Annotated in this window: 22 protein-coding genes and 1 pseudogene; 17 read left to right on the forward strand and 6 right to left on the reverse strand. The window is 65.8% G+C overall.

What is annotated here, in order from left to right; translation table 11 throughout:
* Window positions 1–82 precede the first annotated feature (82 nt).
* From fabG to mpl, 4 genes and pseudogenes are all read right to left on the reverse strand, one after another.
* Window positions 83–823, reverse strand: coding sequence for a 3-oxoacyl-ACP reductase FabG (gene fabG / locus AC1DKD_RS00080; protein WP_441635557.1), 741 nt, complete (start codon window positions 821–823; stop codon window positions 83–85).
* A 65-nt stretch (window positions 824–888) separates the two neighbouring features.
* Window positions 889–1,509, reverse strand: a complete 621-nt coding sequence (locus tag AC1DKD_RS00085) for a chorismate--pyruvate lyase family protein (protein WP_441635555.1) — start codon at window positions 1,507–1,509, stop codon at window positions 889–891.
* Window positions 1,510–1,516: 7 nt separating this feature from the next.
* Complete coding sequence (locus tag AC1DKD_RS00090) at window positions 1,517–2,137, reverse strand: YqiA/YcfP family alpha/beta fold hydrolase (protein ID WP_441635553.1); 621 nt, start codon at window positions 2,135–2,137, stop codon at window positions 1,517–1,519.
* 12 nt (window positions 2,138–2,149) lie between these two features.
* Window positions 2,150–3,107, reverse strand: a pseudogene (gene mpl / locus AC1DKD_RS00095) (UDP-N-acetylmuramate:L-alanyl-gamma-D-glutamyl-meso-diaminopimelate ligase).
* A 351-nt stretch (window positions 3,108–3,458) separates the two neighbouring features.
* On the opposite strand from mpl, the gene AC1DKD_RS00100 reads away from it, so the two are divergent.
* The 10 genes from AC1DKD_RS00100 (at window position 3,459) to AC1DKD_RS00145 (ending at window position 12,609) form a co-directional block, all read left to right on the forward strand.
* Window positions 3,459–4,163 (forward strand): UDP-N-acetylmuramate--alanine ligase, encoded by a 705-nt coding sequence (locus AC1DKD_RS00100; protein ID WP_441635549.1) that lies wholly within the window; start codon window positions 3,459–3,461, stop codon window positions 4,161–4,163.
* 77 nt (window positions 4,164–4,240) lie between these two features.
* Window positions 4,241–4,789, forward strand: a complete 549-nt coding sequence (locus tag AC1DKD_RS00105) for a TlpA family protein disulfide reductase (RefSeq protein ID WP_441635547.1) — start codon at window positions 4,241–4,243, stop codon at window positions 4,787–4,789.
* Between the two features lie 206 nt (window positions 4,790–4,995).
* A complete protein-coding gene (gene aroQ / locus AC1DKD_RS00110) occupies window positions 4,996–5,490 on the forward strand; it encodes a type II 3-dehydroquinate dehydratase (RefSeq protein WP_441635545.1) in 495 nt (164 codons plus the stop codon).
* 160 nt (window positions 5,491–5,650) lie between these two features.
* Window positions 5,651–6,109 (forward strand): acetyl-CoA carboxylase biotin carboxyl carrier protein, encoded by a 459-nt coding sequence (gene accB / locus AC1DKD_RS00115; protein ID WP_441635543.1) that lies wholly within the window; start codon window positions 5,651–5,653, stop codon window positions 6,107–6,109.
* Window positions 6,110–6,300: 191 nt separating this feature from the next.
* Window positions 6,301–7,668, forward strand: coding sequence for an acetyl-CoA carboxylase biotin carboxylase subunit (gene accC / locus AC1DKD_RS00120; RefSeq protein WP_477142799.1), 1,368 nt, complete (start codon window positions 6,301–6,303; stop codon window positions 7,666–7,668).
* Between the two features lie 43 nt (window positions 7,669–7,711).
* Window positions 7,712–8,626 carry a 50S ribosomal protein L11 methyltransferase gene (prmA, locus tag AC1DKD_RS00125; protein ID WP_276291423.1) on the forward strand — a complete coding sequence of 305 codons (915 nt, stop codon included), beginning with the start codon at window positions 7,712–7,714 and terminating at the stop codon, window positions 8,624–8,626.
* Window positions 8,627–8,635: 9 nt separating this feature from the next.
* The gene (locus AC1DKD_RS00130) at window positions 8,636–10,486 is read left to right on the forward strand and encodes a DUF3426 domain-containing protein (RefSeq protein WP_477142800.1); all 1,851 of its coding nucleotides are present in this window, start codon (window positions 8,636–8,638) and stop codon (window positions 10,484–10,486) included.
* Between the two features lie 71 nt (window positions 10,487–10,557).
* Window positions 10,558–11,058 (forward strand): thiol peroxidase, encoded by a 501-nt coding sequence (gene tpx, locus AC1DKD_RS00135; protein ID WP_035875481.1) that lies wholly within the window; start codon window positions 10,558–10,560, stop codon window positions 11,056–11,058.
* A 114-nt stretch (window positions 11,059–11,172) separates the two neighbouring features.
* Window positions 11,173–12,120 (forward strand): carbohydrate kinase family protein, encoded by a 948-nt coding sequence (locus AC1DKD_RS00140; RefSeq protein ID WP_477142801.1) that lies wholly within the window; start codon window positions 11,173–11,175, stop codon window positions 12,118–12,120.
* A 21-nt stretch (window positions 12,121–12,141) separates the two neighbouring features.
* Window positions 12,142–12,609 carry an outer membrane lipoprotein gene (locus tag AC1DKD_RS00145; protein WP_441625527.1) on the forward strand — a complete coding sequence of 156 codons (468 nt, stop codon included), beginning with the start codon at window positions 12,142–12,144 and terminating at the stop codon, window positions 12,607–12,609.
* A 244-nt stretch (window positions 12,610–12,853) separates the two neighbouring features.
* On the opposite strand, the gene AC1DKD_RS00150 is transcribed toward AC1DKD_RS00145, so the two are convergent.
* Together AC1DKD_RS00150 and AC1DKD_RS00155 are read right to left on the reverse strand one after the other, a co-directional pair.
* Complete coding sequence (locus AC1DKD_RS00150) at window positions 12,854–13,171, reverse strand: DUF167 domain-containing protein (RefSeq protein ID WP_441625529.1); 318 nt, start codon at window positions 13,169–13,171, stop codon at window positions 12,854–12,856.
* 205 nt (window positions 13,172–13,376) lie between these two features.
* Window positions 13,377–13,955 carry a histone H1-like DNA-binding protein gene (locus AC1DKD_RS00155; RefSeq protein WP_441625531.1) on the reverse strand — a complete coding sequence of 193 codons (579 nt, stop codon included), beginning with the start codon at window positions 13,953–13,955 and terminating at the stop codon, window positions 13,377–13,379.
* A gap of 1,785 nt (window positions 13,956–15,740) precedes the next feature.
* Here AC1DKD_RS00155 and AC1DKD_RS00160 point away from each other — a divergent pair.
* The 7 genes from AC1DKD_RS00160 to AC1DKD_RS00190 all read left to right on the forward strand — a co-directional run bounded on the left by AC1DKD_RS00160 (window position 15,741) and on the right by AC1DKD_RS00190 (window position 24,847).
* Entirely contained in the window at window positions 15,741–16,193 is a 453-nt protein-coding gene (locus AC1DKD_RS00160; RefSeq protein ID WP_441625687.1) for a DUF2147 domain-containing protein, read from the forward strand.
* A 376-nt stretch (window positions 16,194–16,569) separates the two neighbouring features.
* Entirely contained in the window at window positions 16,570–17,892 is a 1,323-nt protein-coding gene (locus AC1DKD_RS00165; RefSeq protein ID WP_441625533.1) for an MFS transporter, read from the forward strand.
* A 38-nt stretch (window positions 17,893–17,930) separates the two neighbouring features.
* On the forward strand, window positions 17,931–19,163 hold the full coding sequence (locus AC1DKD_RS00170) for a metal-dependent hydrolase family protein (RefSeq protein WP_477142802.1): 1,233 nt from the start codon (window positions 17,931–17,933) through the stop codon (window positions 19,161–19,163).
* A gap of 266 nt (window positions 19,164–19,429) precedes the next feature.
* A complete protein-coding gene (locus AC1DKD_RS00175; protein WP_441625537.1) occupies window positions 19,430–20,332 on the forward strand; it encodes a LysR substrate-binding domain-containing protein in 903 nt (300 codons plus the stop codon).
* 169 nt (window positions 20,333–20,501) lie between these two features.
* The gene (locus AC1DKD_RS00180; RefSeq protein ID WP_441625539.1) at window positions 20,502–21,485 is read left to right on the forward strand and encodes a Bug family tripartite tricarboxylate transporter substrate binding protein; all 984 of its coding nucleotides are present in this window, start codon (window positions 20,502–20,504) and stop codon (window positions 21,483–21,485) included.
* Between the two features lie 344 nt (window positions 21,486–21,829).
* Window positions 21,830–24,070 carry a TonB-dependent receptor gene (locus AC1DKD_RS00185; protein ID WP_441625541.1) on the forward strand — a complete coding sequence of 747 codons (2,241 nt, stop codon included), beginning with the start codon at window positions 21,830–21,832 and terminating at the stop codon, window positions 24,068–24,070.
* A gap of 90 nt (window positions 24,071–24,160) precedes the next feature.
* Window positions 24,161–24,847, forward strand: a complete 687-nt coding sequence (locus AC1DKD_RS00190; RefSeq protein ID WP_477142803.1) for a Fe2+-dependent dioxygenase — start codon at window positions 24,161–24,163, stop codon at window positions 24,845–24,847.
* Window positions 24,848–24,892 lie beyond the last annotated feature (45 nt).

Here is a 24,892-nt window from a genome sequence, read left to right on the forward strand (position 1 = left end):
AGGCCGCCCTCAGGCGAGACGGCAACCGGACCTGAGATGATACCGCACCGCGCCGGCCGCAAGCCCGGCGCGGGTCAAGCTGTTACAGCGACATGCCGCCGCTGGCCTCGATCGCCACGCCATTGACGTAGCTAGCGTCGTCGCTGGCCAGGAAGGTATAGATGCTGGCGATTTCCGCCGGTTCGGCCAGCCGGCGCAGCCAGCAGGACGATTTCATGCCGTCGAGCACCTTCTCCGGCACGGTCTGCAGGATCTCGGTCGCGACGAAGCCCGGGCAAACCGCGTTGACGCGCACGCCCTTCGGACCCAGCTCGCGCGCCCACGTCTTGGTAAAGCCGATCACGCCGAATTTGCTGGCCGCATAGTTGGTCTGGCCGAAGTTGCCGTACAGGCCCACCACACTAGATGCATTAAGGATCACACCGCTGCCCTGTTCGGTCATGATCGAAGCCACCGCCTGCGCGCAATTGAATACGCCCTTGAGGTTGACGTCGATAACCGCGTCGAACTGAGCCTCGCTCATCTTGGCCAGCCGCGCATCCTTGGTGATGCCGGCGTTGTTGACGAGGATGTCGATGCGGCCGTGTTTGGCGAGCGTGGCCGCGACCATGGCGTCCACTTCGTCGCGGCGCGTCACATCGACCTTGAAGGCACTGACGGTGGCACCCGTCGCGGCGAGGGTCCCGGCGGCGGCACGCACGCGCTCGTCCTTCACGTCGCAAAGCACCACCAGCGCGCCTTCTGCGGCAAAGCGCTGCGCGGTGGCAAAGCCGATGCCGGCGGCAGCGCCGGTGATGATGGCAACACGTCCCTGCAATTTCATGATGTTGGTCTCTTCTTCTTGGTAGTGGTCGTGGGATGTTCTTGCTTTGGATGGGTACTTGCGAGCTACTGGTCCGAACCGCCCTGATCGGACGCGGGCGCATTCGGGCTTTCCGGCGCGGGCCGCTGCCGCAGGTCCGGCAGGAATACCTCGGTCACCAGCATGACCCCGCCGCCGCGCCGGAAGACCGAGCGCCGCGCCGGCAACATGGAGGACGGCGGCGGTTCGCGCATCGCCGGGACCGCCTGCTCCAGCCGGCGCCGCAACGGGTGATGCGGCAACAAGCGCGCAAATGCGAACGGCTCGCGCAGCACGCGGGGATCGACAAACAGTGCACCGCCCAGGGGTCGCTCGCCCAAGCCGCGCAGGAACGGCCAGTCGCGCCGGGCATGGTCGGGTTTCACCACCGTATGGGCAAAGATGGCCGGGACGCCATCGCAGACCAGCAGTACCTCCCGCGCCAGCGCGCGATGGCGCGCTGGCAGGCCCAGCGCCTGCCATTCGTCGGCCAGGGCAAGCTCCATGCGCTGCGCCAGGCAACGCACCCGGAACCGGCTCGACGCCGCCACCAGCCGTGCAGTCAGCGAGCCGTCACCAATGACCCAGCGGCGCAGGTTCGCGCTGATGGCGGGATCTTCGGGTAAATGGGAGTGCCAACCGCTGCGGCGCACATGCGCCCCGCTCATACCGCGCTCATGCCTGCGGCTCCAGGTTGGCCGGGCTGATCTGTCCAGCGGGACCATAGCCGCAGAAGGCCAGGACTTGGTCGACGTAGCCGGCGAATTCGCTGATGCCGTGGTCGCTGCCCTCAATGACGCGCGTATGCGCGCCGGGGAACGCCGCCAGCATCTCGCGATAGTCCAGCACCTCGTCGCCGGTGGCGGCCATGAGGAAATAGCGCTCCGGCCGGGTGATGGCTTCGACCCGCAACGCCAGTAGTTCGTCCAGATGATGTCGTTCCACGCGCACCGAACCTCCGCCATGCCAGAGCGGCTGGTCGCCCAGGTAGCGCTCGAGGTCGGTCCACGGATGCACCGCCGGATTAAGCAGCACCGCGCGGCAGCCGTGGCGCTCGGCCAGCCGGCGGGCATAGAAACCGCCCAGCGAAGACCCGACGATGGTGAGCGGCTGCGCGCCGCCCGCCTGGGATGCCGCGATCGCCGCTTCCGCCTGGGCGATGGCCGCCGCCGGCGACACATTCAGCACGGGGCAGGCGTAATGGCGGCCAACGCCCCATTCGCGCATGCGCTCCTGGATCAGCCGCGCCTTGAACGACTGCGGCGAGGAGCGAAAACCGTGCAGGTACAACAACATGCCGGCCCCCGCTCAGGCTGTGGCGCCGGCAGCGAAGGCATCCAGCAGCTTCTGGTGCACGCCGCCGAAACCGCCGTTGCTCATCACCAGCACGTGGTCGCCAGGGCGCGCCGCGGCGCGCACCGCCCGCACCAGCGCGGGAAGATCGCTGAAGGCGGCAGCCCGCTCGCCCAGCGGCGCCAGTGATTCGGCCAGGTCCCAGCCCAGGGCATCCTTGCCGCTCCCCGGCACGCCAGTCGCCCATGCCGAACTGCTCCGTCTCGCTCCAGCAGCCCCGCTCCAGCACGCGCGCCAGACTCTCTTCCGCCCCGTTGACGATCAGGCGGCCCTGCTCCGGCACGGTTCGCACGAGGTGGTGGAACTGGGTCTCGATCGCGGCAAGATCCGGGAAGATGTCGGCGTGATCGTATTCCAGGTTATTCAGGATGGCCGTGCGCGGACGGTAGTGGACAAACTTGCTGCGCTTGTCGAAGAACGCCGTATCGTATTCATCGGCTTCGATCACGAAGAAATCGGACTCGGTCACGCGCGCCGACACCCCAAAGTTCTGGGGCACGCCGCCAACCAGGAAACCCGGGTTGTAGCCCGCACCCTCCAGGATCCAGGCCAGCATGGAAGTCGTTGTGGTCTTGCCGTGGGTTCCCGCCACCGCGAGCGTCCATTTGCCGCGCAGCACATGCTCGCCCAGCCACTGCGGGCCGGATGTATAGGGCAGGTTGCGGTTGAGGATGGCTTCCATCAGCGGATTACCGCGCGAGACCACATTGCCGATCACGAACAGATCCGGCGCCAGCGCCAGTTGGCTCGGATCGAAGCCCTCGATCAGTTCGATGCCCTGGGCCTCGAGCTGCGTGCTCATGGGCGGATAGACATTGGCATCGCAACCGGTCACGCGGTGGCCAGCCTGCTTGGCCAGTACGGCAAGGCCGCCCATGAATGTGCCGCAGATACCGAGGATGTGAATATGCATGGGATTTGGGATTCGGCGGGCCTGGGCGGCCGGGCCTGTGGCTTCTGAATGAGGGGGAATTGTACCTGAGGGGGGCAGGGGGAATCCCGAGGGATGCCTGCGGCACCGGGCGGAAATCCACTTCCGCAGGGTGCCCAGCGAGCCCCGGAAGCCGTTCGGTTCGAGCCGTGCAACCCGCCCCGGAAGGTCGCTCCCCGCAGGGGGAGCCGTCTTTGACTTTGAAGTTAAACCGCTAAAGCTGGCTTTAACGGGAAATCCGCCAGCCAACGGAATCTCAAGCCTCCCAGCCCACTCTAAGAAACCAAACCCCGCTCGGGGCGCTTCCCCCAATCCCTCCGGTATCATCTCCACATGCCCCGCCGCCCCACCCTGGACCCCATCCGCCTGCGCGAAGAAATTGCGCAGGCCGCCGCCCGCATGATCGCGGAAGACGGTGCCGACTACGCCACCGCCAAGCGCAAGGCCGCGCGCCAGTTGCTGGGCGACATCCGCGTAACCGGCGAGTGGCTCCCCGACAACGAGATGGTCGAGGCCGAGGTCCGCGCCTACCAGGCGCTGTTCCATTCGGACAGCCAGCCGCGCGTGCTGGCGCTCCTGCGCCGCCTGGCCATACTGGTCATGAGTGACCTGGCCGCATTCCGCCCCTACCTGGCCGGGGCGGTACTCAACGGCACTGCCACCGAGCATTCGGACGTCTACCTCCAGTGCTTCTGCGACAGCCCCAAGGACCTCACCCTCCACCTGCTCAACGCCGGTGTCGATTTCGATACCAGCGAAAGCCGGCACTTTGCCGGCCGTGGCGAGGTCGAGACCTTGAGCTTCCTCTGGAAGGGCCAGTGGCCCACCCAGAGGGAGGCGCGGCTGCTGGCGGGGGAAATCCGCGCCGAGCTTGGCCAGCCCGTTGGCATTCATATAGCGCTGTATGATGCGGATGATGAACGTGGCGCGGTCCGGGCAGATGCCGGCGGCCGCGTTGCCCGTGCCGACCTGAGCGCCGTGCAGGCACTCGCGGCGGCGGCCGCGTCCGACACGCCCGACACGCCCGAAGCAGCCTGAGCACCCGAACGGCGTGGTGCCTTCCGTTCCGCCCCGGGCCTTTTCTGCCATCTATCAGCCGCTAACTTCCTGCTGCCATGCCCCCTTCCAATAGCACTTCCGTCCGCCGCAGCCGCCTCTGGGTCTGGCTCGCCGTTGCTGTCGTCGCTGCCGCTGCCGGCGCACTGGCCGGTCATTATGTGTTCTCGCCCAAGCCAGCATCCGACGAGGCGGTGGAGGCGTTCCTGCGTACGCAACTGCCTGACCCGACCGGCGCGCAGGTCGATTTCGCGAAGTTGCGGGGCAAAACCGTAGTTGTGAACTTTTGGGCACCCTGGTGCGGGCCATGCGTCGAGGAGATGCCCGACCTGACCGCGCTGCACAAGGAGTACTCGGGGCGCAAGGTGGAATTTGTCGGCATCGGCATCGATTCGGCCAACAATATCCAGCAGTTCATCCAGAAAGTGCCGGTCTCTTACCCGCTGGTGGTGGCGGGCTTTGCCGGTACGGAGTTGTCGCGTAATTTCGGCAATGCCGCCGGCGGGCTGCCCTATACAGTGATCATTGCGCCCGACGGCACGGTCAGCTACCGCAAAATGGGCAGGGTTTCCCCTGATGAGCTGCGCGCCGCGCTGCCTCGCGGCTAGGCATAAGATTCTTGATTTGGGGCCATTTTCATCTAATCTTTAGCGATCATCAGGCAAATTAACCGATTTCCGATGGCACAGATCGAAAGTGCCGGATCAGACCAAAAAACTCGCCCGCCTGGAAGCTGCCTATGTCTGCGCTGCTAGACAAATCACTCTAAGCTACGGTAATCTCCGCGCAATTTCGTTGAAATGGTCGAGCCGCCGTGATCGATACGCCTCCCGAACGCCGCTCCGCCCGCTACCGCAAGGTGCTGGTCCTGCATGGACCTAACCTGAACCTGCTGGGCACGCGCGAACCGGAAACCTATGGACACACGAAACTGGTCGATATCGACTTTGCTCTTGCACAGCGCGCAAGGCAGGCCAATATCGCCCTGGCTACGTTCCAGTCCAACCACGAGGGGGCACTGGTCGATCGTATCCATGCAGCGCGCGACGAGGGCGTTGACTTCATCATCATCAACCCGGCCGCCTACACGCATACCAGCGTGGCGTTGCGCGATGCGCTGGCCGGGGTGGCGATCCCTTTCGTGGAGGTCCACTTGTCGAACGTGCATCGGCGCGAGGACTTCCGTCACCACTCCTTTTTCTCGGATGTGGCGATCGGCGTGATCTGCGGACTTGGCTGGCAAGGCTACCTGCTGGCGCTGGACTATGCCCTCGGGCAGGAGCTGGAGCAGGCGCCCCTAAAGGCCTGACCCGGCCGCTTTATTTCATGACATTTACCGCGCCCCCGGCGCCTGTCACGTCCCCGCTGTCTCGCGCGGCGGACGTAGGCAGCCCGCCGGACGCATGAGTTTTTCCCGGACGAAGCCGCCAGAGCGGCAAGCCGGACAACCCGATTCAGGAGGATAGAAGATGGACCTGCGCAAGCTGAAGACGCTGATCGACCTGGTGGCCGAGTCCGGCATCTCCGAGCTGGAAGTCACCGAAGGCGAAGGCAAGGTGCGAATTGTCAAGGCACCGCCGCAGGTCATCGCCGCGCCGATGGCGATGCAACCGATGCAGGCACTGCCCCCGGCCGCCGGCCCCGCCGCGGCGCCCGTTGCCGGCGCCGAGCCGACCGCACCGCAACTGCCGGTTGGCCATGTGGTGACCTCGCCGATGGTCGGCACCTTCTATCGCGCCCCCTCGCCGGGCGCCGCGGCCTTCGTCAACGTGGGCGATACCGTCAAGGAAGGCCAGACTGTCTGCATCATCGAAGCGATGAAGCTGCTCAACGAAATCGAGTCCGACAAGGCTGGCGTGATCAAGGAAATCCTGGTCGAGAATGGCCAGGCGGTGGAATACGGCCAGCCGCTCTTCATCATCGGCTGATACTGACCGGCATGCCGCGCCGCCCGCAGCCTGCGCCGGATGTTCCGGCCGACCGCGCCGGCGCAGGCGAACCGGACGTGCCGCACGGGCCTCGCCCCGGTGCCAGCTCCCCCGCCCGCACTCCGGCCACCGCGCCGGGGGCGCCATGATCCGCCGCGGTGGGACCGCCTTTCTCCTCGCAGAGAGTGACTATGTTTGAAAAAATTCTGATCGCGAATCGCGGTGAAATCGCCCTTCGCATCCAGCGCGCCTGCCGCGAGCTTGGCATCAAGRCCGTAGTGGTGTATTCGGAAGCCGACAAGGAAGCCAAATACGTCAAGCTGGCCGACGAAGCMGTCTGTATCGGCCCGGCGCCTTCGCCGCTGTCCTACCTCAATATGCCGGCCATCATCTCGGCCGCCGAGGTGACCGACTCGCAAGCCATCCACCCAGGCTACGGCTTCCTGTCGGAAAACGCCGACTTCGCCGAACGCGTGGAAAAATCCGGCTTCGTCTTTATCGGCCCGACCTCGGAAAGCATCCGCCTGATGGGCGACAAGGTCTCGGCCAAGCAAGCCATGATCAAGTCCGGCGTGCCGTGCGTGCCGGGCTCCGAAGGCGCCCTGCCCGACGATCCCAAGGAAATCCTGGCGATCGCGCGCGCCGTCGGCTACCCGGTCATCATCAAGGCGGCGGGCGGCGGCGGTGGCCGCGGCATGCGCGTGGTGCACACTGAAGCGGCCCTGGTCAACGCGGTCAACATGACGCGCGAGGAAGCCGGCCGTGCCTTCGGCAACCCGGAGGTCTACATGGAGAAATTCCTGGAGAACCCCCGGCACGTCGAAATCCAGATCCTGGCCGACCAGCATCGCCAGGCGATCTGGCTGGGCGAGCGCGACTGCTCGATGCAGCGCCGCCACCAGAAGGTGATCGAGGAAGCGCCCGCGCCGCATATCCCGCGCCGCCTGATCGAGCGTATCGGCGACCGCTGCGCCGAGGCCTGCAAGAAGATCGGCTACCGTGGCGCCGGCACCTTCGAGTTCCTGTACGAGAACAACGAGTTCTACTTCATCGAGATGAACACGCGCGTGCAGGTGGAGCACCCCGTCACCGAGATGATCACCGGCATCGACATCGTGCAGGAGCAGATCCGCATCGCCTTTGGCGAGAAGCTGCGCTGGCGCCAGAAGGACGTGCAACTGCGCGGCCACTCCATCGAATGCCGCATCAATGCCGARGATCCGTTCAAGTTCACCCCGTCGCCCGGCCGCATCACCGCCTGGCACATGCCCGGCGGTCCCGGCGTGCGGGTCGACTCGCACGCGTATGATGGCTACTTTGTGCCGCCCAACTACGATTCGATGATTGGCAAGATCATCACCTACGGCGCTACCCGCGAGCAGGCCATTGCCCGCATGCGGATCGCGCTGTCGGAAATGGTGGTGGACGGCATCCAGACCAACGTACCGCTGCACCGCGAGCTGATGCTCGATGCCAACTTCGTCGAAGGCGGCACCAGCATTCACTATCTCGAACACCGCCTGGCCCAGAAGAACGTGGCCAAGGGCGGCAAGATCTGAAGCCCCGGCGCGGCCAGCATTAACGGATCGACAAGGATCGCCTGTGGCATTTCAGGAATGTGTGATCGAAATCGCACAAGACCAGGCAGAAGCCTGGTCTGACGCACTGTTCGACCTCGGCGCGCTGTCGGTATCGGTGGAAGACGCCGATGCCGACACGCCCGACGAGCAGCCGCTGTTCGGCGAGCCCGGCATGGAGCCGACTCGCCTGGCATGGAACCGCTCGCGCGTGGTGGCGCTGTTCGACGACAGCACCGATCCCGTGCTGGTGGTGGCCGCTGCTGCCAATGCGCTGGGTATCGACCCGGTGCCGCCGTACCAGTTGCGGCCGGTCGAGGACCAGGACTGGGTGCGCCTGACGCAATCCCAGTTCGAGCCTATCCGCATCGGCGAGCGCATCTGGGTGGTGCCGTCGTGGCACGAAGCGCCCGAACCCGACGCGGTGGTGCTGGAACTCGATCCCGGCCTCGCCTTCGGTACCGGCAGCCATCCCACCACGCGGCTGTGCATGCAGTGGCTGGAACAGAACATCAAGGCGGGTGAAACCGTGCTCGACTACGGTTGCGGCTCGGGCATCCTCGCCATCGTGGCGCGCAAGCTCGGCGCGGGCGACACGCTCGGCATCGATATCGACCCCAACGCGGTGGAAGCCTCGCGGTACAACGCTGAGCGCAATCGCGTGGAAGCCACTTTCGCGCTGCCGGAAACCGTTTCCGAGGCCAGCTACGACCTCGTCGTCGCCAATATCCTCTCCAATCCGCTCAAGCTGATGGCGGCCATGCTGAGCGCCCGCGTGCGTCCCGGCGGCCGACTGGTGCTGTCGGGCGTGCTGGAGCGGCAGGCGGAGGAAGTCGCCGCTGCCTACGCGCCCTGGCTGCCCATGTCAGTCTGGCGCAGCGAGGAAGGCTGGGTGTGCCTGCACGGCACCCGCGGTGAAGGCCCCGGCGTCCAGCCCTGAGCCCCGCCAATGGCCGCAGCCAAGCTCGTCACGCGTTGCCCGGCCTGCCGCACGGCGTTCCGGCTGGTTGCCGATCAGTTGCGGCTGCGGCAGGGCCTGGTCCGCTGCGGCCAGTGCGACACCGTTTTCGACGCGCGTGAACACCTGATCGAACTGCCGGCGCCCGAACCGGCCAGCGAGGCCGCGGTCGCCGCCGAGGCTGCCGCAAGCGTGGCTGCCCCAGCGCCGCCGCAGGAGACGGCCCCGGAAAAGCCCCACCGCCGCTCGCCGCGCACGCCGCACGAGAAGTCCCACGAAGAAGCGATCGAGGGTGCTCACGACACGGCACACGGGCGCGCGCCGCGAACCCCACGCAAACGGCACCATGCCGAGGCGCCCCCTGAAACGGCAGCACCTGACGCGCCTGGCCCGCATGCTGCCGAGGCCCTCGCCGCGCCCCAGGAAGCGCCGCATGACGAGGCTGCCGAATCCGGTGAGGACCGCCCCTACATCCCTCCTTTCGATCCCGGCTTCGATCCCGGTTACGACGTGCCGGCGCTCGACGCGCCCACCGTGATGCTGTACCAGACGCAAGCGGAAGCCGATGAGGCTGCGCACGCCGTCAACCTGCAGGCGGAGCCGGAAACAGGCGCCGTGGAGGCCGAGGAAGCGGCTTCCGCCGTGTTCGTGCCCGGCATTGTCGATGGCGAGGAGGCTGACGTTTCCGCCACGGACCAGGCAATCGAAGCATCTGGCGCAACTGAAGCAGTCGAACCAACCCAGGCAACCGAGTTAGCCGATGCAACCGAAGCATCCGATGCAACGCATACAGCCAGCGTAGCCGACATAGCCGGTGCCGCCGCCGACGCCTGGCACGAAGCCGGCGTCCCGGCAGCGGGCGACACACCCGCCGCCACGCCGCAAGCCACCCCCTGGCCACAACTGGACCCCGGGACGCTGGCCGACGACCTGCCACCGCAGGCCGCGCCCCAGGCCATCGCCGGGGCCACCGCCCTGGACGACGATGCGGAACGTGAAGCGCAGGCCGCCCATGGACATGCGGCGCAACTGCCGCCACTAGCGGCCGGCGACAACGATGCAACGCATGCCGCGGACATCGCCGATACCGCGGACACGGCGCAAGCCAGCGATGCGGTGAACGACGTAGCCACCGCCGGCCACGCCCCCGCCAGTGCCCGCGCCGAAGCCGACGCCGCGGCGGTCCCGAGCGCGAGCGGCTACCTGCGCGCCGAAGCGCAAAGCGACTTTCCCGAGATTCCCGAGCCCGTGGCGCGCGAACAGGCGTCGCGCCTGCGGGCGGCGAGCGAGGAGGCCGCGGCGCCGGCCTTCGCGCCGGACTTCCTGCGGCACGCACGCGAGCGCGGGCCGGGCCCGGCCCGGCGCAAGCGCACGCTGCAACGCCTGGCGATCGCCTTGCTGGTGCTGGCAGGACTGGTGCAAGTAACCTATCTGGCGCGCAGCCAGCTGTCGGGGCGCTTCCCGATGCTGCGCMCGGCCTTCGAGGCGGTCTGCGCACCGCTGGGATGCGAGGTGGCGCCGTGGCGCGACATCGACGCCCTGCGCATCGAAAGCTCGCTGCTGCAAAAGCAGGACGAGGACTCCGACGCATACCTGCTTGCCGTCACCTTGCGCAACCAGGGCCGGGCGACCGTGGCACTGCCGGCCATCGAGCTGGTCATGACCGACCTGCAGGACCAGTTGCTGTTGCGCAAGGTACTGCAGCCGGCCGATTATCTCGACGCCGGACAGCAGGCCTTTGCCACGCACGGCCTGCGCGCAGGCACGGAGCTTCCGGTTCGGGTACGATTCCGTTCGCAGCAGGCGGCGGCGAACTACCGCGTGCTGATCTTCTACCCCTGAATTCCACACGGGCCCGCCGCTCATCCCGGGCGCCCCCGAATCACGGGCCCGCATTTCACACAGGAGCACATATGAGCAACGTCACCCTCGGCGGCAACGCCATCGAAGTCGGCGGCAAATTTCCGCAAGCAGGCGACAAGGCCCCCGCGTTCTCGCTGGTCGGCAAGGACCTGAAGGACGTCACGCTGGGCGACTTCGCCGGCAAGCGCAAGGTGCTCAATATCGTCCCCAGCCTGGACACCCCGGTGTGCCAGGCCTCCGCGCGCAAGTTCAACGAAGCCGCCAGCGGCCTCGCCAACACCGTGGTGCTGACTATCTCGGCCGACCTGCCCTTCGCCATGGGCCGCTTCTGCACCGCTGAAGGCCTGGCCAACGTGGTGCCGCTGTCGCTGATGCGCGGCGCCGATTTCAAGGGTAACTACGGCGTGGACGTCAAGACTGGCCCGCTCGCCGGCGTGACAGCGCGCGCCGTGGTGGTGCTCGATGAAAACGACAACGTGAAGTACAGCGAACTGGTCTCGGAAATCAAGAACGAGCCGAACTACGACGCCGCACTGGCCGCGCTGAAGTAAGCGCGCCACCAGCCAGGCGCGGCCACCCGGATGACCGGGTGGCCGTTTTTACATTCAGTGGGCACCGCCACGAGCGGGCGCCCCATAGCAAGCACTGCAAGAATTGGAGAGAGCATGTCCAGCCTGATCTGTGGCTCCGTCGCCTACGACACCATCATGACGTTCGAGGGGCATTTCCGCGAACATATCCTGCCCGACCAGATCCACATGCTGAACGTGTCCTTCCTGGTCCCGTCCATGCGCCGCGAGTTCGGCGGCTGCGCAGGCAATATCGCCTACTCGCTGAAGCTGCTGGGCGGCGAGCCCGTGGTCATGGCCACCGTGGGCGCCGACGCCGAGCCTTACCTGCAGTACCTGCGCGCGCTCGACATCAGCACCGAGCACATCCGTACCCTGCCCGATACCTATACGGCGCAGGCCATGATCACCACCGACCTGGACAACAACCAGATCACGGCGTTTCACCCGGGCGCGATGAACCAGTCGCAGCTCTCGCAGGTGCAGGATGCGCTCGGCGGCAGCAACGCGCCTACCCTGGGCATCGTCGCTCCGGACAGCCGCGAAGGCATGCTGCACCACGCCCGTCAGTTCGCCGAGGCCGGCRTGCCCTTCATCTTYGAYCTGGGCCAGGCCATGCCSCTGTTCAACGGCGAMGACCTCCGCCAGTTCGTTGAACTCGCCAGCTACGTGACGGTCAATGACTACGAAGCGCAAGTTCTGTTGTCGCGTACCGGCTGGACCAGCGAGGAAGTTGCCGCGCAAGTCCAGGCCTTCATCGTGACCCACGGTGAGCAGGGCGCGAGCGTCTTCGCCAACAAGCAGAAGTACAATATCGCTTCCGTAAAAGCGGATCGGGTCATCGATCCCACGGGCTGCGGGGATGCGTTCCGCGGCGGCCTGCTTTACGGCATCGAACGGGGCTTCGACTGGGAAACAACAGGCCGCCTTGCCAGCCTGATGGGTTCCATCAAGATCGCGCACCAGGGTCCGCAGAACCACAAACCGTCGCGCGACGAAATCGGTGAACGCTTCCAGTCGGCTTTTGGTTATCGCTACGAGTAACACCTTTACGGGATGGATCCCATGCATACCCTGCTTCGCACCAGCGCCATCGCGCTCGCTGCAGCCGCCACCCTGGTGGCCGGCTGCGCTTCGCAGTCGAACTCCGCCAGCATCTATACGCCGGGCCAGGCTCAGCGCGAGCAGACCTTGCGCTACGGCGTGGTCGACACCGTGCGCGAGGTGCTGATCCAGGGTAACCAGACGGGCGCCGGCACCATCGCCGGCGGTGCCATCGGCGGCATCGCCGCCGGCAGCACCATCGGCAGCGGCGGCGGCTCGGTAGCCGCGGGCGTGCTGGGCGCGGTGCTCGGCGGTATCGCCGGCAGCATGGCGGAGAACAAGATCAACCAGCGCCGTGGCCTGGAGATCACCGTGCGACTGGACAACGGCGAGATGCGCGCCATTGTCCAGGACGCCGACGAAGCCTTCCGCCCGGGCGAACGCGTGCGCCTGCTGTCTTCCGGCGGCACGACCCGCGTTACGCACTGAGCACGGCACCCGGGCCGCGCGCAGCGCGCCTGTCCGCTGCAGCGGGGGCTGGCGCTACACGGGTACGAGAAGGCCGCCCAACGGCGCCTGCGACAGTTTAAGGCGACCTCGGGCCGCAACCCCGACCCTGACCTGCCAAAGCGCTGCCTCCTCTACGGAGGCAGCGCTTTTTTCTTGCCGCGATCCGCGCCCGCCCGAGCCTCGCCTGTGGAAGCAGGCCGACGGCCTGGCCGTCCGGATGCACTCAGCTTCCTGTCGCCAGCAACGTCGCGGCCACTTCGTCGGGATCCCGCCCCGCCGCGGCCAGCACCAGGGTCTTGCGTCGTGAGGCCTGACCGCTCTTCAGCGTGACCGAACGGCGCGGCAGGCCCAGCGACGCGGCCAGCCACTGGCACAGGGCTTCGTTGGCCTTGCCGTCCACGGGCGGTGCCGCCAACCTGATCTTCAGCACACCGTCATACTCGCCCGCGGCCGCGGTCGTCCTGGCGCCGGGCTGCACATGCACCGTCACCACGATCTCATCTTGCCCGGAGCCCTTGCCCTGGCGGCACCATGCGGCCATCTACGCCTCTCCTGCTTTCCGGATGTTCAAATGCGCAATCGCCAGGGTGATCCGGTGCCCGGGCGCGCATGAAAAAACCCGCCGGGCTTTCACCATCGGCGGGTTGGCAAGACTGACGTCTTGCGGACCGGATACGCAGTATCCGGTCAGTGCGACACGCGATGCGTGCCCTGGCAATTCCCAGCGCTGGCCGTTGCCGGCACGCTTACGGACGGGTGCCCGTCGGGAAGGGCCATGCCGCAGCCGGGTTCAGCGCGGTCTTGGCAGCCGTAGCGGGTGCGACAGCAGGCGCAGCGGCAGGCTTCGAAGCCGGCGCAGCCTTCTTGGCGGCAGCCTTCTTGGCCGGAGCCTTCTTGGCAGCAGCCTTCTTGGCCGGTGCGGCCTTCTTGGCAGCAGCAGCCTTCTTGGCCGGTGCAGCTGCCTTCTTGGCCGGTGCGGCCTTCTTGGCGGCTACCTTCTTGGCCGGTGCGGCCTTCTTGGCGACAACCTTCTTGGCTGCAACTTTCTTGGCCGGTGCGGCCTTCTTCGCTACGACCTTCTTGGCGGCGGCCTTCTTGGCCGGCGCTGCCTTCTTGGCCGGCGCTGCCTTCTTCGCTACGACCTTCTTGGCGGCGGCCTTCTTGGCCGGTGCTGCAGCCTTCTTGGCCGGCGCAGCCTTCTTCGCCACTACCTTCTTGGCGGCGACCTTCTTCACAGCGGCCTTCTTGGCCGGGGCGGCTGCCTTCTTGGCGGCCGGCTTGGCGGCCTTCTTAGCCGCCGGTTTCTTCTTTGCAGTCGTTGCCATGGATAACTCCTTCACTAGAGAGTGAATATCGAATGACCTAAGTTGGCGACCCGACCGACCCGAGGCGCGTTACCGCGATGCGACCCCAATCGAGCGAGCGATTCATCGGCGCACGGAAACATTGCGACCCCACGCTAATGAATTCGGTGTCAGGGGCACCGCGGCGAGCGGTGCGATAGTGGCCAAGCGGAGCCCGCAGCCGGGCTTCTGACGCTTGCCGCGCCCTGGAATATTCGATCTGCCCGCGCCATCCGCCGGATCGGCACGCGGCATGAAAAGAAGAGATATCGGCCGGCATTTCCATGATGCGGGCAAAGCCACGCGCACCACGTACGGCATTCGTTTGGGGGTAGTTCGCCCATCCCGTTACTGGGCCAAAGGAGACTGCACGCGTTTTAGTAAACCAGTACGGCTTGGTCTGCGTCAAAGTTCTAGTGCTCCTGAGCTACCTGTTCCATTGCATCGAAGTGGGTGGCGCTCGTCGATCGGCATCACGTCCAACATCATCGTTCCATCTGCTGCCTTGCCTGCCTCGCAGCCATGCAATGAAGTGAGACTCTTGTCAAGGCGAATCATAATTCGTTTGTTGCGCGATGTTAAGAAAAAAGTGCAAAAAAACTTGCGCGCGAGCATGACAACTTCATCGTCTTCATCGCCGCGCTCCGCTCGCCTCGTCTTTGCATGCGCGCGACACGCTCTCACCGCGTCGGACGCGAATGCGCATCGCTCCTCGCGCACACGATCGACGCATCGCTGATGCCGCGTCGAGCGAATGAAAAACCATCGCCGGCGCGCTCCGTTTTATTCACGCGAGCATCGCTGCCGGTACGCACTCGACGCGCGGCGACGGCGCGCTTCACGACGTTTCACGAACGCCGGAAACCCGCATGAACAAAGGCTTTTCGGGAAACCAAGAATGCCCGACAGATAACTGCGCGCACGCGTCGCGGCATCGTCCTCTCACACTTCGCGCGAGTACGAACTAGCGCCGCGCATGCAGCTACCGGGCCTTCGTGCAGCCGTGCATGGAAGACACGGCGCGATGCGCGGACGATGCGCGCATCGAAGTCCGGCTCGCACGCTCGCGTGCTGCTTGAACAGTGATRCGCCGACGCAACGGTCTGAGAATCGTCATTGCGACACACGCACGCAAGCGAGGTTCGGACACAGCGTCTTGCATGCATCGCGCGGCTCCATCGATGCACGCGAGACGACTGCGTGCCCTCCATCGGCCGGCATCCGCAATCGACAGCATCGACCTGTTCACCGACGAGGCATCCCGGACCCTGCATGTAGTGTCGCGCGGAGTCGGGCACTCTCTACCAGGCCGAACGCGCAGTGCGTGATGAAGAGGTTCGCCAGGCGTTCAATGCGATGCGCGCACTCGTCGCGCAAAGCAAAGCGAGACTCCGCGATGGCGACTACGATGCGTGGCCGGACAGGTGCCGCAGGCATGGCGGCGCCGCACGGAACATGCCGCCTAGAGGATTGCTTCAAGTGCCGCCGGCAGACAATTTTGCTGCATGACAGAATACGCCAGCAACCAGCAACCACGCCGGTTTCCGGCGAGCGACCAGCTCGCTTTGATGCGTACGCAAACACGGCCGGGAGATTGCGGCGCGAGCCTATCACCAGTAGATTGGCGTACCCGCGCCGCCAGGCTCGCCGAATCCGGCCGGTGACGATCCTGGTAGCGCCACGGCACGCAGTCATGGCGCGCCCCAACCCAAACAGGAGATCCCGATGCACTTTACTGCCCCCCGCTCCGTCGCACGCGCCGCCGTCATGGCGGCACGCGTCACCGTGCTCGCCGGTGCGCTGCTGGGTAGCGCCGCGGCGCTGGCCCAGGCCACCCCGGCTGGTTCATGGAAGACCATCGACGACGCCACCGGCAAGCCACGCGGCCTGGTGGAGATCAGCGAGCATAACGGCGTCTACAGCGGCAAGCTCGTCAAGAGCTTCGGCGAGAGTGACGGCAAGAGCGACGGCAAGCCCAAGGTATGCGACAAGTGCACCGACTCGCGCCGCGACCAGCCCATCATGGGCATGACCATCATCACGGGCTTGCGCAAGACCGGCGACAACGAGTGGAGTGGCGGCGAGATCCTCGATCCGGAAAGCGGCAAGCTCTACAAGACCAAGATGTCGCTGGCGGACGACGGCAACAAGCTCAAGGTGCGCGGCTTCATCGGCATCAGCCTGCTGGGACGCACCCAGACCTGGGAACGCGAACGCTAGCCTGCGTGCCAGGCGGTACCGGCACCGCCTGGCAACCCACGGCGCAGTCCTTGCGCCGTCCCTGCCTTCATCGTTGCATCGTCTCAGCGCCTCGCCTGCCTCTCCGTCCTTCGGCAACCCGTCCCGGCCGATCCGCCTTCGCGCCGCCTCCGGCTCTGCCGCCTCGCTTCCCGCCCGACCACTCAGCCAGCCGATTGCCATGCGCTGCCCGCATGACGACATGCGCAGAATTCGTTTTCAGGGTGACGGCGCGGCTCCTAACATCGGCCTTACCTGCCGTGCGCCGTTTCATCCCCCCACCGCGCCGGGCGGCGCTGCCACGCCGACCCGGTACCGAAGCGGTTCGCGCACCGGCGCCGCCAACCAGGAGGAAGTCATGCACGCAAGCGCCCGTCCAGAAGCGCCACCGAACGTCAGCGGCTCGCAGCGCCGCCGCGCCATCGTCGCCACCGTGATCGGGAACGGTCTGGAGTGGTTCGATTTCACCGTCTACAGTTTCTTCGCCGTCATCATCGCGAAGCTCTTCTTTCCCACCGGCAACGATCTGTCCTCGCTCCTGCTGGCGGTTGCCACCTTTGGCGTGGGATTCTTCATGCGGCCGGTCGGCGGCATCATCCTCGGGGTGTACGCCGACCGCGTCGGCCGCAAGGCAGCGCTGTCTCTGACCATCCTGCTGATGGCGCTGGGCACCACCATGATCGGCCTGGCGCCCACCTTTGATCAGATCGGCGTCTTCGCGCCGCTGCTGATCGTGGTGGCGCGCCTGCTGCAGGGCTTTTCCGCCGGCGGAGAGATGGGCGGCGCGACCGCCTTCCTGACCGAGTACGCACCGGTCGAACGTCGCGCCTACTATTCGAGCTGGATCCAGGCGAGCATCGGCGTGGCGGTGCTGCTGGGCGCCGCGGTCGGCACCTTCGTGACCTCCGCGCTGAGCACCGAATCGCTCAATAGCTGGGGCTGGCGCGTGCCTTTCCTGCTCGGCATCGTGATTGGTCCGGTGGGCTACTACATCCGCCATCACCTCGACGAGACGCCGACGTTCCGCGAGGCCACCGACAAGTCCGAGTCGCCGCTGGCCGAAGTGCTGCGCGACTACCCGCGCCAGACCGCGGCCAGCTTCTCGATGGTGATCCTGTGGACGGTCTGCACCTACGTGCTGCTGTTCTATATGCCGACGTACTCGGTCAAAGTGCTCCATGTGCCGCAGTCCACCGGCTTCATTGCCGGCATGGTCGGCGGCCTGGCGATCATGGTATGCGCGCCGCTGGTCGGCATGCTGGCGGACCGCATCGGACGCCGCGTGCTGCTGTCCGGCTCGGCGCTGCTGATCCTGGTGCTGGCCTATCCGATGTTCGTCTATATCAACCAGGCGCCGGGGCTGGCTTCGCTGGTGGTCTTCCAACTGGTGTTCGGCGTGCTGATCGCCACCTACACCGGCCCCATCCTGGCCGCGTTCTCCGAACTCTTCCCGGCCAAGGTGCTGTCGACCGGATTGTCGGTGGCCTACAACCTGGCGGTCACCATCTTCGGCGGCTTCGCTTCCTTCATCATCACCTGGCTGATCGCCAGCACGGGCAGCACCATGGCGCCGGCCTTTTATGTGATGTTTGCCGCCGCCATCAGCCTGGCCGGCACGCGCCTGGTGCGCGAGCCCGCTTACCTGCAAACCGTGCAAGTGCAAGCCGCGCAACCCGTCTAGTTCCAGCTCTTGTTCATCTTGTTCATCTGGTATCTCGTATGAAACAGATCCTACTCAGGGGCGGCAACGTCCTCGACCCCGCCCGCGGCAGTCTCCTGCAACGCCACGATGTACTGATCGAAGGCGAGCGCATCGCGGAGGTGTCGGCCACGCCGATCCACGCGCCCGCCGCGCAGGTGATCGACCTTGCCGGCAAGACCGTCATGCCCGGGCTGATCGACTGCCACGTGCACGTGCTGGCGTCGCTGGCCAACCTCGGACTGAACGCGGTGCAACCCAATGTGCTGGTGGCGTTCCGCGCCATGCCGATCATGAAGGCCATGCTGGAGCGCGGCTTCACCACCGTGCGCGATGCCGGCGGCGCCGACTGGGGCCTGTCGCAGGCGATCGAGACCGGCCTGGTGCCCGGCCCGCGCATCTTCCCGTCCGGCAAGGCGCTGTCCCAGACCGGCGGGCACGGCGATTTCCGCCCGCGCGCCGACGTGCTGGAGCCATGCTCGTGCGCTTTCCGCGCCGGCGCTATCGCCCGTGTGGCCGATGGCGTGGAAGCGGTTCGCCTGGCGGTGCGCGAAGAAATCCAGAAAGGCGCCACACAGATCAAGATCATGGCATCCGGCGGGGTGGCCTCGCCCACCGATCCGATCGGCAACACGCAGTACAGCGAAGACGAGATCCGCGCCATCGTGGCCGAGGCCGAGGCGGCCCAGACCTATGTCATGGCGCACGCCTACACCGGCCGCGCCATCGCGCGCGCGGTGCGCTGCGGGGTACGCACCATCGAGCACGGCAACCTGGTCGACCGCRCCGCCGCCCGCGTGATGCGCGAGCATGGCGCCTTCGTGGTGCCCACCCTTGTCACCTACGAGTCGCTTGCGCGCGACGGTGCGCGGCTGGGCCTGCCGGCGGAATCGGTGGCGAAGATCGAGACCGTGCGCCAGGCCGGGCGCGACTCGCTAGCCATCTATGCGGAAGCGGGCGTACCGATGGGCTTTGGCTCCGACCTGTTGGGCGAGATGCACCAGGACCAGTCGGACGAGTTCCGCATCCGCGCGGAACTGCTCGGCAACCTGGAAGCGATCCGCAGCGCCACTTCGATTGCGGCCGCCATCCTGCAGCGCGAAGGCGAGCTGGGCACCGTGCGAGCAGGCGCGCTGGCCGACCTGATCGCGGTGGATGGCAATCCGCTGGCGGACATCGGGCTGCTCTGCGGCCAGGGCGAGCACCTGACGATGGTGATGCAGGCGGGGCAACTGCATCGCCAGCCTGGCTGAACCCCAAGGCACTAGACGAAGCCGACAAAGATGCGCCAGAACCGTCTGCAATGACGACGGCTGTCACGCCCTCTCCCCTCGGGGGAGAGGGTTGGGGAGAGGGGTGGCTTAGCTAGGAACCACCTGAAGCAAAGCCAACAGTTTTCTTCAGCACGACGGCATAACGAGCACCCGCCCCATCCCGCAAGCGGGGGGGAGCAAACCTGTAGCACCGAATCAAGCCCTCCGCGCACTATCATGGCGACTGAACCCTCCCACTCGCCGCCATGCGCATCTCCCCCCTTCCTCCCCTGCCCTGCCTGGTCGCCTTCGAGTCCGCCATGCGCCACGGCAGCTTCACCCGCGCCGCCACCGAACTGCATCTGACGCAAAGCGCCATCAGCCGGCAGGTTGCCCAGCTCGAGCACTTCCTGGGCAAGAAGCTGTTTATCCGCGAGCCGCGCGCGCTGCGCCTGACAGTGAGCGGCCAGGCCTATGCCGAGGAAGTGCAGCGGCTGCTGGCAGCATGCGCCGAAGCTACCGAGGAGGTGATGAAGCGCAAAGGCCATGGCGAGCTGACGGTGGCCTGTTCCTCCGGCGTGGCGGTGCTATGGCTCACGCCCAGGCTGTCGCGATTCCGTGCCGCGCATCCCGACATCCACCTGCGCCTGCTCATCAACGACAGCCTGGCGTCGCTGTCGCCTGCGGAGTTCGACGTGGGCTTGTACTACCTGCGCGAAGGCCCGCCGCCGGGACTGGCTTCGCGCCGCCTCTACGACGAGGACGTGTTCCCCGTCTGCGCCCCGCAGTACCTGGACGGCCGCCGGCTCAAGCCTGCCGACCTCCCCGGCGAGACCTTGCTGATGCTGGAAGACGGACAGCGCCAATGGATGTCGTGGCAGACATGGCTGGCCCATAACGGCGTAGCCGATGCGCGCCCGCCACACAAGCTGGTGGCCAACCAATATCCCATCCTGCTGCAACTCGCGATCGAGGGCCAGGGCATCGCCCTCGGGTGGCGGCACATGATCGACCGCTGCCTGCACGAGGGGCTGCTGGTGCGCGCCTGCGAAGCGAGCGCAAGCCTGGGCGGCGGCTACTACGCGGTGTGGCCCCAGGACCGCGCGGAAGCCGCGGCGGCGCGCGCGTTCCGCAACTGGCTGGCGCAACAGACCGTGGACGGCCAGTAGTCGCCAACCCCGGCAAGCGGGAGGAGGCAGTGGAGCGCTTATGGAAGCGCATGCGCAGATTCAGCGAATTGACAGCTTCGCTGGTTATCATCGGTCGCTCGGCGTAGCGCTGGCCACAACGTTGGCCTGGCCAGGCGCCCGGTACCTAAAACAGCCAATGGAGACAACCATGCGTATCCCCGCCACCAGCCGCGCGCTGACCCTTGCCGTTCCCGCCCTGTTCGCCGCCGCCGGCCTCGCCATGCCGGCCCACGCCGCCGATGCGTGGCCGACGCATGTGATCAAGTTTGTCGTGCCGTTCACCGCGGGCGGGGCCAACGACCTGGTGGCGCGCGCTGCCGCCGACGCGGTTGGCAAGCGGCTCGGCCAGGCGGTGGTGATCGAGAATCGACCCGGCGCCGGCGGCGTGGTGGGCGCGGACTATGTGGCCAAGAGCAAACCGGATGGCTACACCTTCCTGGTCGGCGCGGTTGGCACCGTCACCAACAGCCTGATCCGCAGCAAGATGCCCTACGCGCCGGACGACCTGGTGCCGGTCTCACTGGTAGCGGTGAGCCCCTCCGTGATCGTGGTATCGCCGTCGCTACCCGTGAACAACCTCAAGGAACTGGTCGAGTATTCCAAGAAGCAGGCATCGGGCGCCAACTTCGCTACCGCAGGCAGCGGCAGCACGCCGCACTTTGTCGAAGAGATGCTCAAGGAGAAAGGCGCTGTGCTGACTGTCGTGCCTTACAAGAGCGGTTCGGAGAGCATTACCGCGGTGATCGGCAACCAGGTGACGGCCACCTCCGAGGCCAGCGTGGTGGTGCTGCCCAACATCAAGGCCGGCAAGCTCAAGGCGCTGGGCGCGACCTGGGACAAGCGCATGAGCGCGGCACCGAATATCGCGACCACCGCCGAGCAAGGCATGCCGGAAGTGCGCATCGGCCACTGGGCCGGCGTGTTCGCGCCCAAGGGTACGGACCCCGCCATCCTGAAGAAGATGAACACCGAGATGAGCGCTGCGATGCAGACGCAGGAAACGCGCGACCGCCTGATCCCCAACGGCATCGAGCCCGCGGGCGGCACGCAGGAGAGCTTCATTGCCTTCATCAAGTCGGAGCGCGAGCGCCTTGGACGCATTGCAAAGAAAGCCAATATGACGGCGGATTAATAAATTTTCTACCAGTCCTGTCTGCCAGGACTGCAAATGTCTGCATCAGGCCTGTTACGTACAGGCCTGTTTCATTTCTGAAATGCGCCCCATKCTCCGCAATTAGAAATTAAAGTGCTGTAATAGCTGTGAAATACAGCATTAATGTCTTCCAACAAATACATTCAACACCAACACCAATGTCTGTGAAAAAAAGCCAACGCGAATTGCAACGCTAATCATTCGCATTTATATTCCGGATCGCCCAAACGTATTTTTCCCGCCGTTGTCCGAACCGCAGGCTTGCACTTCTTGCAACCGCCGGCTGACTCGTACCTACGGCCGTACCGGAATCGAGAATCGACATGAACCGCCGCACTCCGATCGCGACTGCACTGCTCGCGCTGTTCGCCACCCCCGTTGTCACCCTGGCCCAGACGGCCGCTCCCGCGCCTGCCGCCAGCCAGGGCGCGACAACGCTGCAAGAGGTCGTGGTGCAAAGCGGACGCGTCAATGACGACTACAACGCGGTCAAGAATTCGATCAGCAAGCTGCCCGAGGAACTGCGCGACATTCCGCAATCGGTAACGGTGGTCAACAAGGCGCTGATCGATGCACAGGGCGGTACCTCGCTGACGGATGCACTGCGCAACGTSCCSGGCATCACCATCGGCGGCGCCGAAGGCGGCCAGATCGGCAACAACATCAACCTCAACGGCTTCTCCGCGCGTACCGACATTTATCTCGATGGTTTCCGCGACCGCGGCCAGTACTATCGCGACGTCTTCGCGCTGGACTCGGTGGAAGTGCTGATGGGACCGTCGTCGATGCTGTTCGGGCGCGGATCGACCGGTGGCGTGATCAACCAGGTCAGCAAGAAGCCGTCGCTGAAGGCCGCCACGGAGGTCACGGGGTCGGTCACCACCAATGGCCTGGTGCGCGCCACCGCCGACTACAACACGCCCACCGGCGAGACTTCGGCATTCCGCATCTCGGCGATGGCGCAGGACGGCGCACCGAGCACGCGCGACCAGACCAAGGTGAAGGATTTCGGCCTTGCTCCGTCCTGGCGCCTGGGCATCGGCACGCCCACCGAGATCACGCTCTCGGCGCTGCTGCAGCATAACGAGGACCAGCCCGATTACGGCCTGCCGGCGATCAACGGGCATCCGGTCAACGTCGACCGCAAGACGGCGTACGGCTTCAATGACGACCGCACCATCCAGGACGTCGTCGCGCTCAATGGCACGGTCGATCACAAGATCTCGCCCAACCTGCGCCTGCGCAACCAGACCCAGTACAACTACGTCAACACCAATGCGCGCGAGACGGCGCCGAATGCCGTCGGCACGGTCAACGCCAAGGGCTTCACCCCCCTGACCACCACCACCCTGCCACTGGGTTCGCTGTTTGTCCGCCAGCAAAGCCACGACCGCCATATCCGCGACTACTCGATCTTCAACCAGACCGAGCTGACCGCCAAGTTCGACACCGGCCCGGTCAAGCACACCGTGCTGATGGGCGCCGAGATCGGCCACGATGGCTATGACAACCAGAATTACTACCGCAACGGCACCTGCAACGGCGTGCCGCTGAACCCCGGCGCTACCGCCACTGCGGCAGCGGGCACCAGCGGCTACGCCGCATGCGAACCGGTGGTCAACCCGACCTACATCAACTCGCCGGCTACCGCGCCGAGCGCAGTTGGCAACCGGCAGGGCGCTTCGGCCAATACCCTGGCGGTCTATGCCAATGACTCGATCGAATTCAGCAAGCAATGGAAGCTGGTGGGCGGGCTGCGCTACGACCGATATCTCGCCAGCATCACCAACTCGGTCAACTCGAACAATACCAAGGGCAACACTGCGCTGGCCAACGCCGAGCAGACCGTCAACTTCACCAGCGTGCGCGTGGGTGGCCTCTGGCAGCCGACCGAGGCGCAGTCCTACTACCTGTCGTACGGCACTTCGTTCAATCCGTCGCTGGAGCAACTGGTCGGTACCGTGGGCCAGACGAACCTGGACCCGGAAAAGAACAAGTCATATGAAGTAGGCGGCAAGTGGGACCTGATGGGCGGCGACCTGTCGCTGACTTCGGCGCTGTTCCAGATCACCAAGGACAATGCCCGCAGCCAGATCGATACCACCACCTACGCGCTGACCGGCAAGATCCGCGTGCGCGGCTTCCGTGCCGGCGCCACCGGCCGCATCACCAACAAGTGGCAGGTCTTCGCGGGCTACACCTACCTGGACGGCGAGATCGTCAACGGCATTGCCGCCGGCACCCAGGGCATGGTCCCGACCAATACGCCCAAGCACACCGCGACGGCATGGACCAGCTACCGCGTGCTGCAGGACTGGGAAGTGGGCGGCGGCGCCTTCTATATGTCGCAACGCTATGCCAACAACACCAACACCGTGCAGGTGGGCGGCTTCGTGCGCTGGGACGGCATGATTGCTTACCACCAGCCGAAGTACGATGTGCGCCTGAACCTGTTCAACGTGTTCGACAAGAAGTACTACGATGCGCTGATCCAGTCGGACGGCGGCCGTTCGGTGCCGGGCACCGGCCGCACGGCGATGCTGTCCCTCATCTACCGCATGTAAGCTAAGGTAGAGTGGCGTGGCGCCATGTCGCGCCACGCGGCAACGCCGGGACCTCTCCCGGCGCCGCTATCGAACCCTGCCGAGATCGTCATGCTTGTCTGCATTCCCAAGGTCCTCAATGCGGAACAGCTCGCCGTACTGCGCGAGCTGCTCGACCAGGCCGGCGACGCCTGGGTGGATGGCCGCGTATCGGGCGGCTACTCCGGCGCCCCGGTCAAGTTCAACCAGCAGATCGACGAGCGCGCCGACGTGGCGCTGCAGTGCCAGCAACTGATCCTGAGCGTGCTGGAACGGCATCCGCTGTTCATCAGTGCGGCGCTGCCCAATATCGTCTACCCGCCGATGTTCAACCGCTACGGCGAGGGCATGACGTTTGGCCCGCATGTGGACGGCAGCGTACGCATCCATCCGCATAACGGCCGCAAGCTGCGCACCGACATCTCGGCCACGCTGTTCCTCAGCGACCCCGCCAGCTACGACGGCGGCGAGTTGCAGGTGGAAGACACCTACGGCGTGCACAGCGTCAAGCTGGAAGCCGGCGACATGGTGGTCTATCCCGCCACCAGCCTGCACCAGGTGACGCCGATCACGCGCGGCACGCGCGTGGCGAGCTTCTTCTGGATCCAGAGCCTGGTGCGCGACGACGCGCAGCGCACACTGCTGTTCGACCTCGACAACGCCATCCAGAAACTCAACCAGACCGGCGCCGACGATGGCGCGCGCCGCTCGCTGGTGGGTTGCTATCACAACCTCCTGCGGCAGTGGACCGACACCTGAATCCGCCTGTATCCACCTGATGGCTGGCGGCGGCGCGGCGCGCCG

It is taken from the genome of Cupriavidus sp. 05T313 (genome assembly GCF_056396665.1).

What these genes read in the sequence shown, in the direction of transcription:
- fabG (WP_441635557.1), bottom strand. Translation starts at nt 823, where the DNA reads ATGAAATTGCAGGGACGTGTTGCCATCATCACCGGCGCTGCCGCCGGC.
- accB (WP_441635543.1), top strand. Translation starts at nt 5,651, where the DNA reads ATGGACCTGCGCAAGCTGAAGACGCTGATCGACCTGGTGGCCGAGTCC.
- AC1DKD_RS00155 (WP_441625531.1), bottom strand. Translation starts at nt 13,955, where the DNA reads ATGGCAACGACTGCAAAGAAGAAACCGGCGGCTAAGAAGGCCGCCAAG.
- AC1DKD_RS00165 (WP_441625533.1), top strand. Translation starts at nt 16,570, where the DNA reads ATGCACGCAAGCGCCCGTCCAGAAGCGCCACCGAACGTCAGCGGCTCG.
- AC1DKD_RS00100 (WP_441635549.1), top strand. Translation starts at nt 3,459, where the DNA reads ATGCCCCGCCGCCCCACCCTGGACCCCATCCGCCTGCGCGAAGAAATT.
- AC1DKD_RS00160 (WP_441625687.1), top strand. Translation starts at nt 15,741, where the DNA reads ATGGCGGCACGCGTCACCGTGCTCGCCGGTGCGCTGCTGGGTAGCGCC.
- AC1DKD_RS00085 (WP_441635555.1), bottom strand. Translation starts at nt 1,509, where the DNA reads ATGAGCGGGGCGCATGTGCGCCGCAGCGGTTGGCACTCCCATTTACCC.
- AC1DKD_RS00190 (WP_477142803.1), top strand. Translation starts at nt 24,161, where the DNA reads ATGCTTGTCTGCATTCCCAAGGTCCTCAATGCGGAACAGCTCGCCGTA.
- AC1DKD_RS00175 (WP_441625537.1), top strand. Translation starts at nt 19,430, where the DNA reads ATGCGCATCTCCCCCCTTCCTCCCCTGCCCTGCCTGGTCGCCTTCGAG.
- AC1DKD_RS00150 (WP_441625529.1), bottom strand. Translation starts at nt 13,171, where the DNA reads ATGGCCGCATGGTGCCGCCAGGGCAAGGGCTCCGGGCAAGATGAGATC.
- AC1DKD_RS00180 (WP_441625539.1), top strand. Translation starts at nt 20,502, where the DNA reads ATGCGTATCCCCGCCACCAGCCGCGCGCTGACCCTTGCCGTTCCCGCC.
- tpx (WP_035875481.1), top strand. Translation starts at nt 10,558, where the DNA reads ATGAGCAACGTCACCCTCGGCGGCAACGCCATCGAAGTCGGCGGCAAA.
- AC1DKD_RS00145 (WP_441625527.1), top strand. Translation starts at nt 12,142, where the DNA reads ATGCATACCCTGCTTCGCACCAGCGCCATCGCGCTCGCTGCAGCCGCC.
- AC1DKD_RS00105 (WP_441635547.1), top strand. Translation starts at nt 4,241, where the DNA reads ATGCCCCCTTCCAATAGCACTTCCGTCCGCCGCAGCCGCCTCTGGGTC.
- AC1DKD_RS00090 (WP_441635553.1), bottom strand. Translation starts at nt 2,137, where the DNA reads ATGTTGTTGTACCTGCACGGTTTTCGCTCCTCGCCGCAGTCGTTCAAG.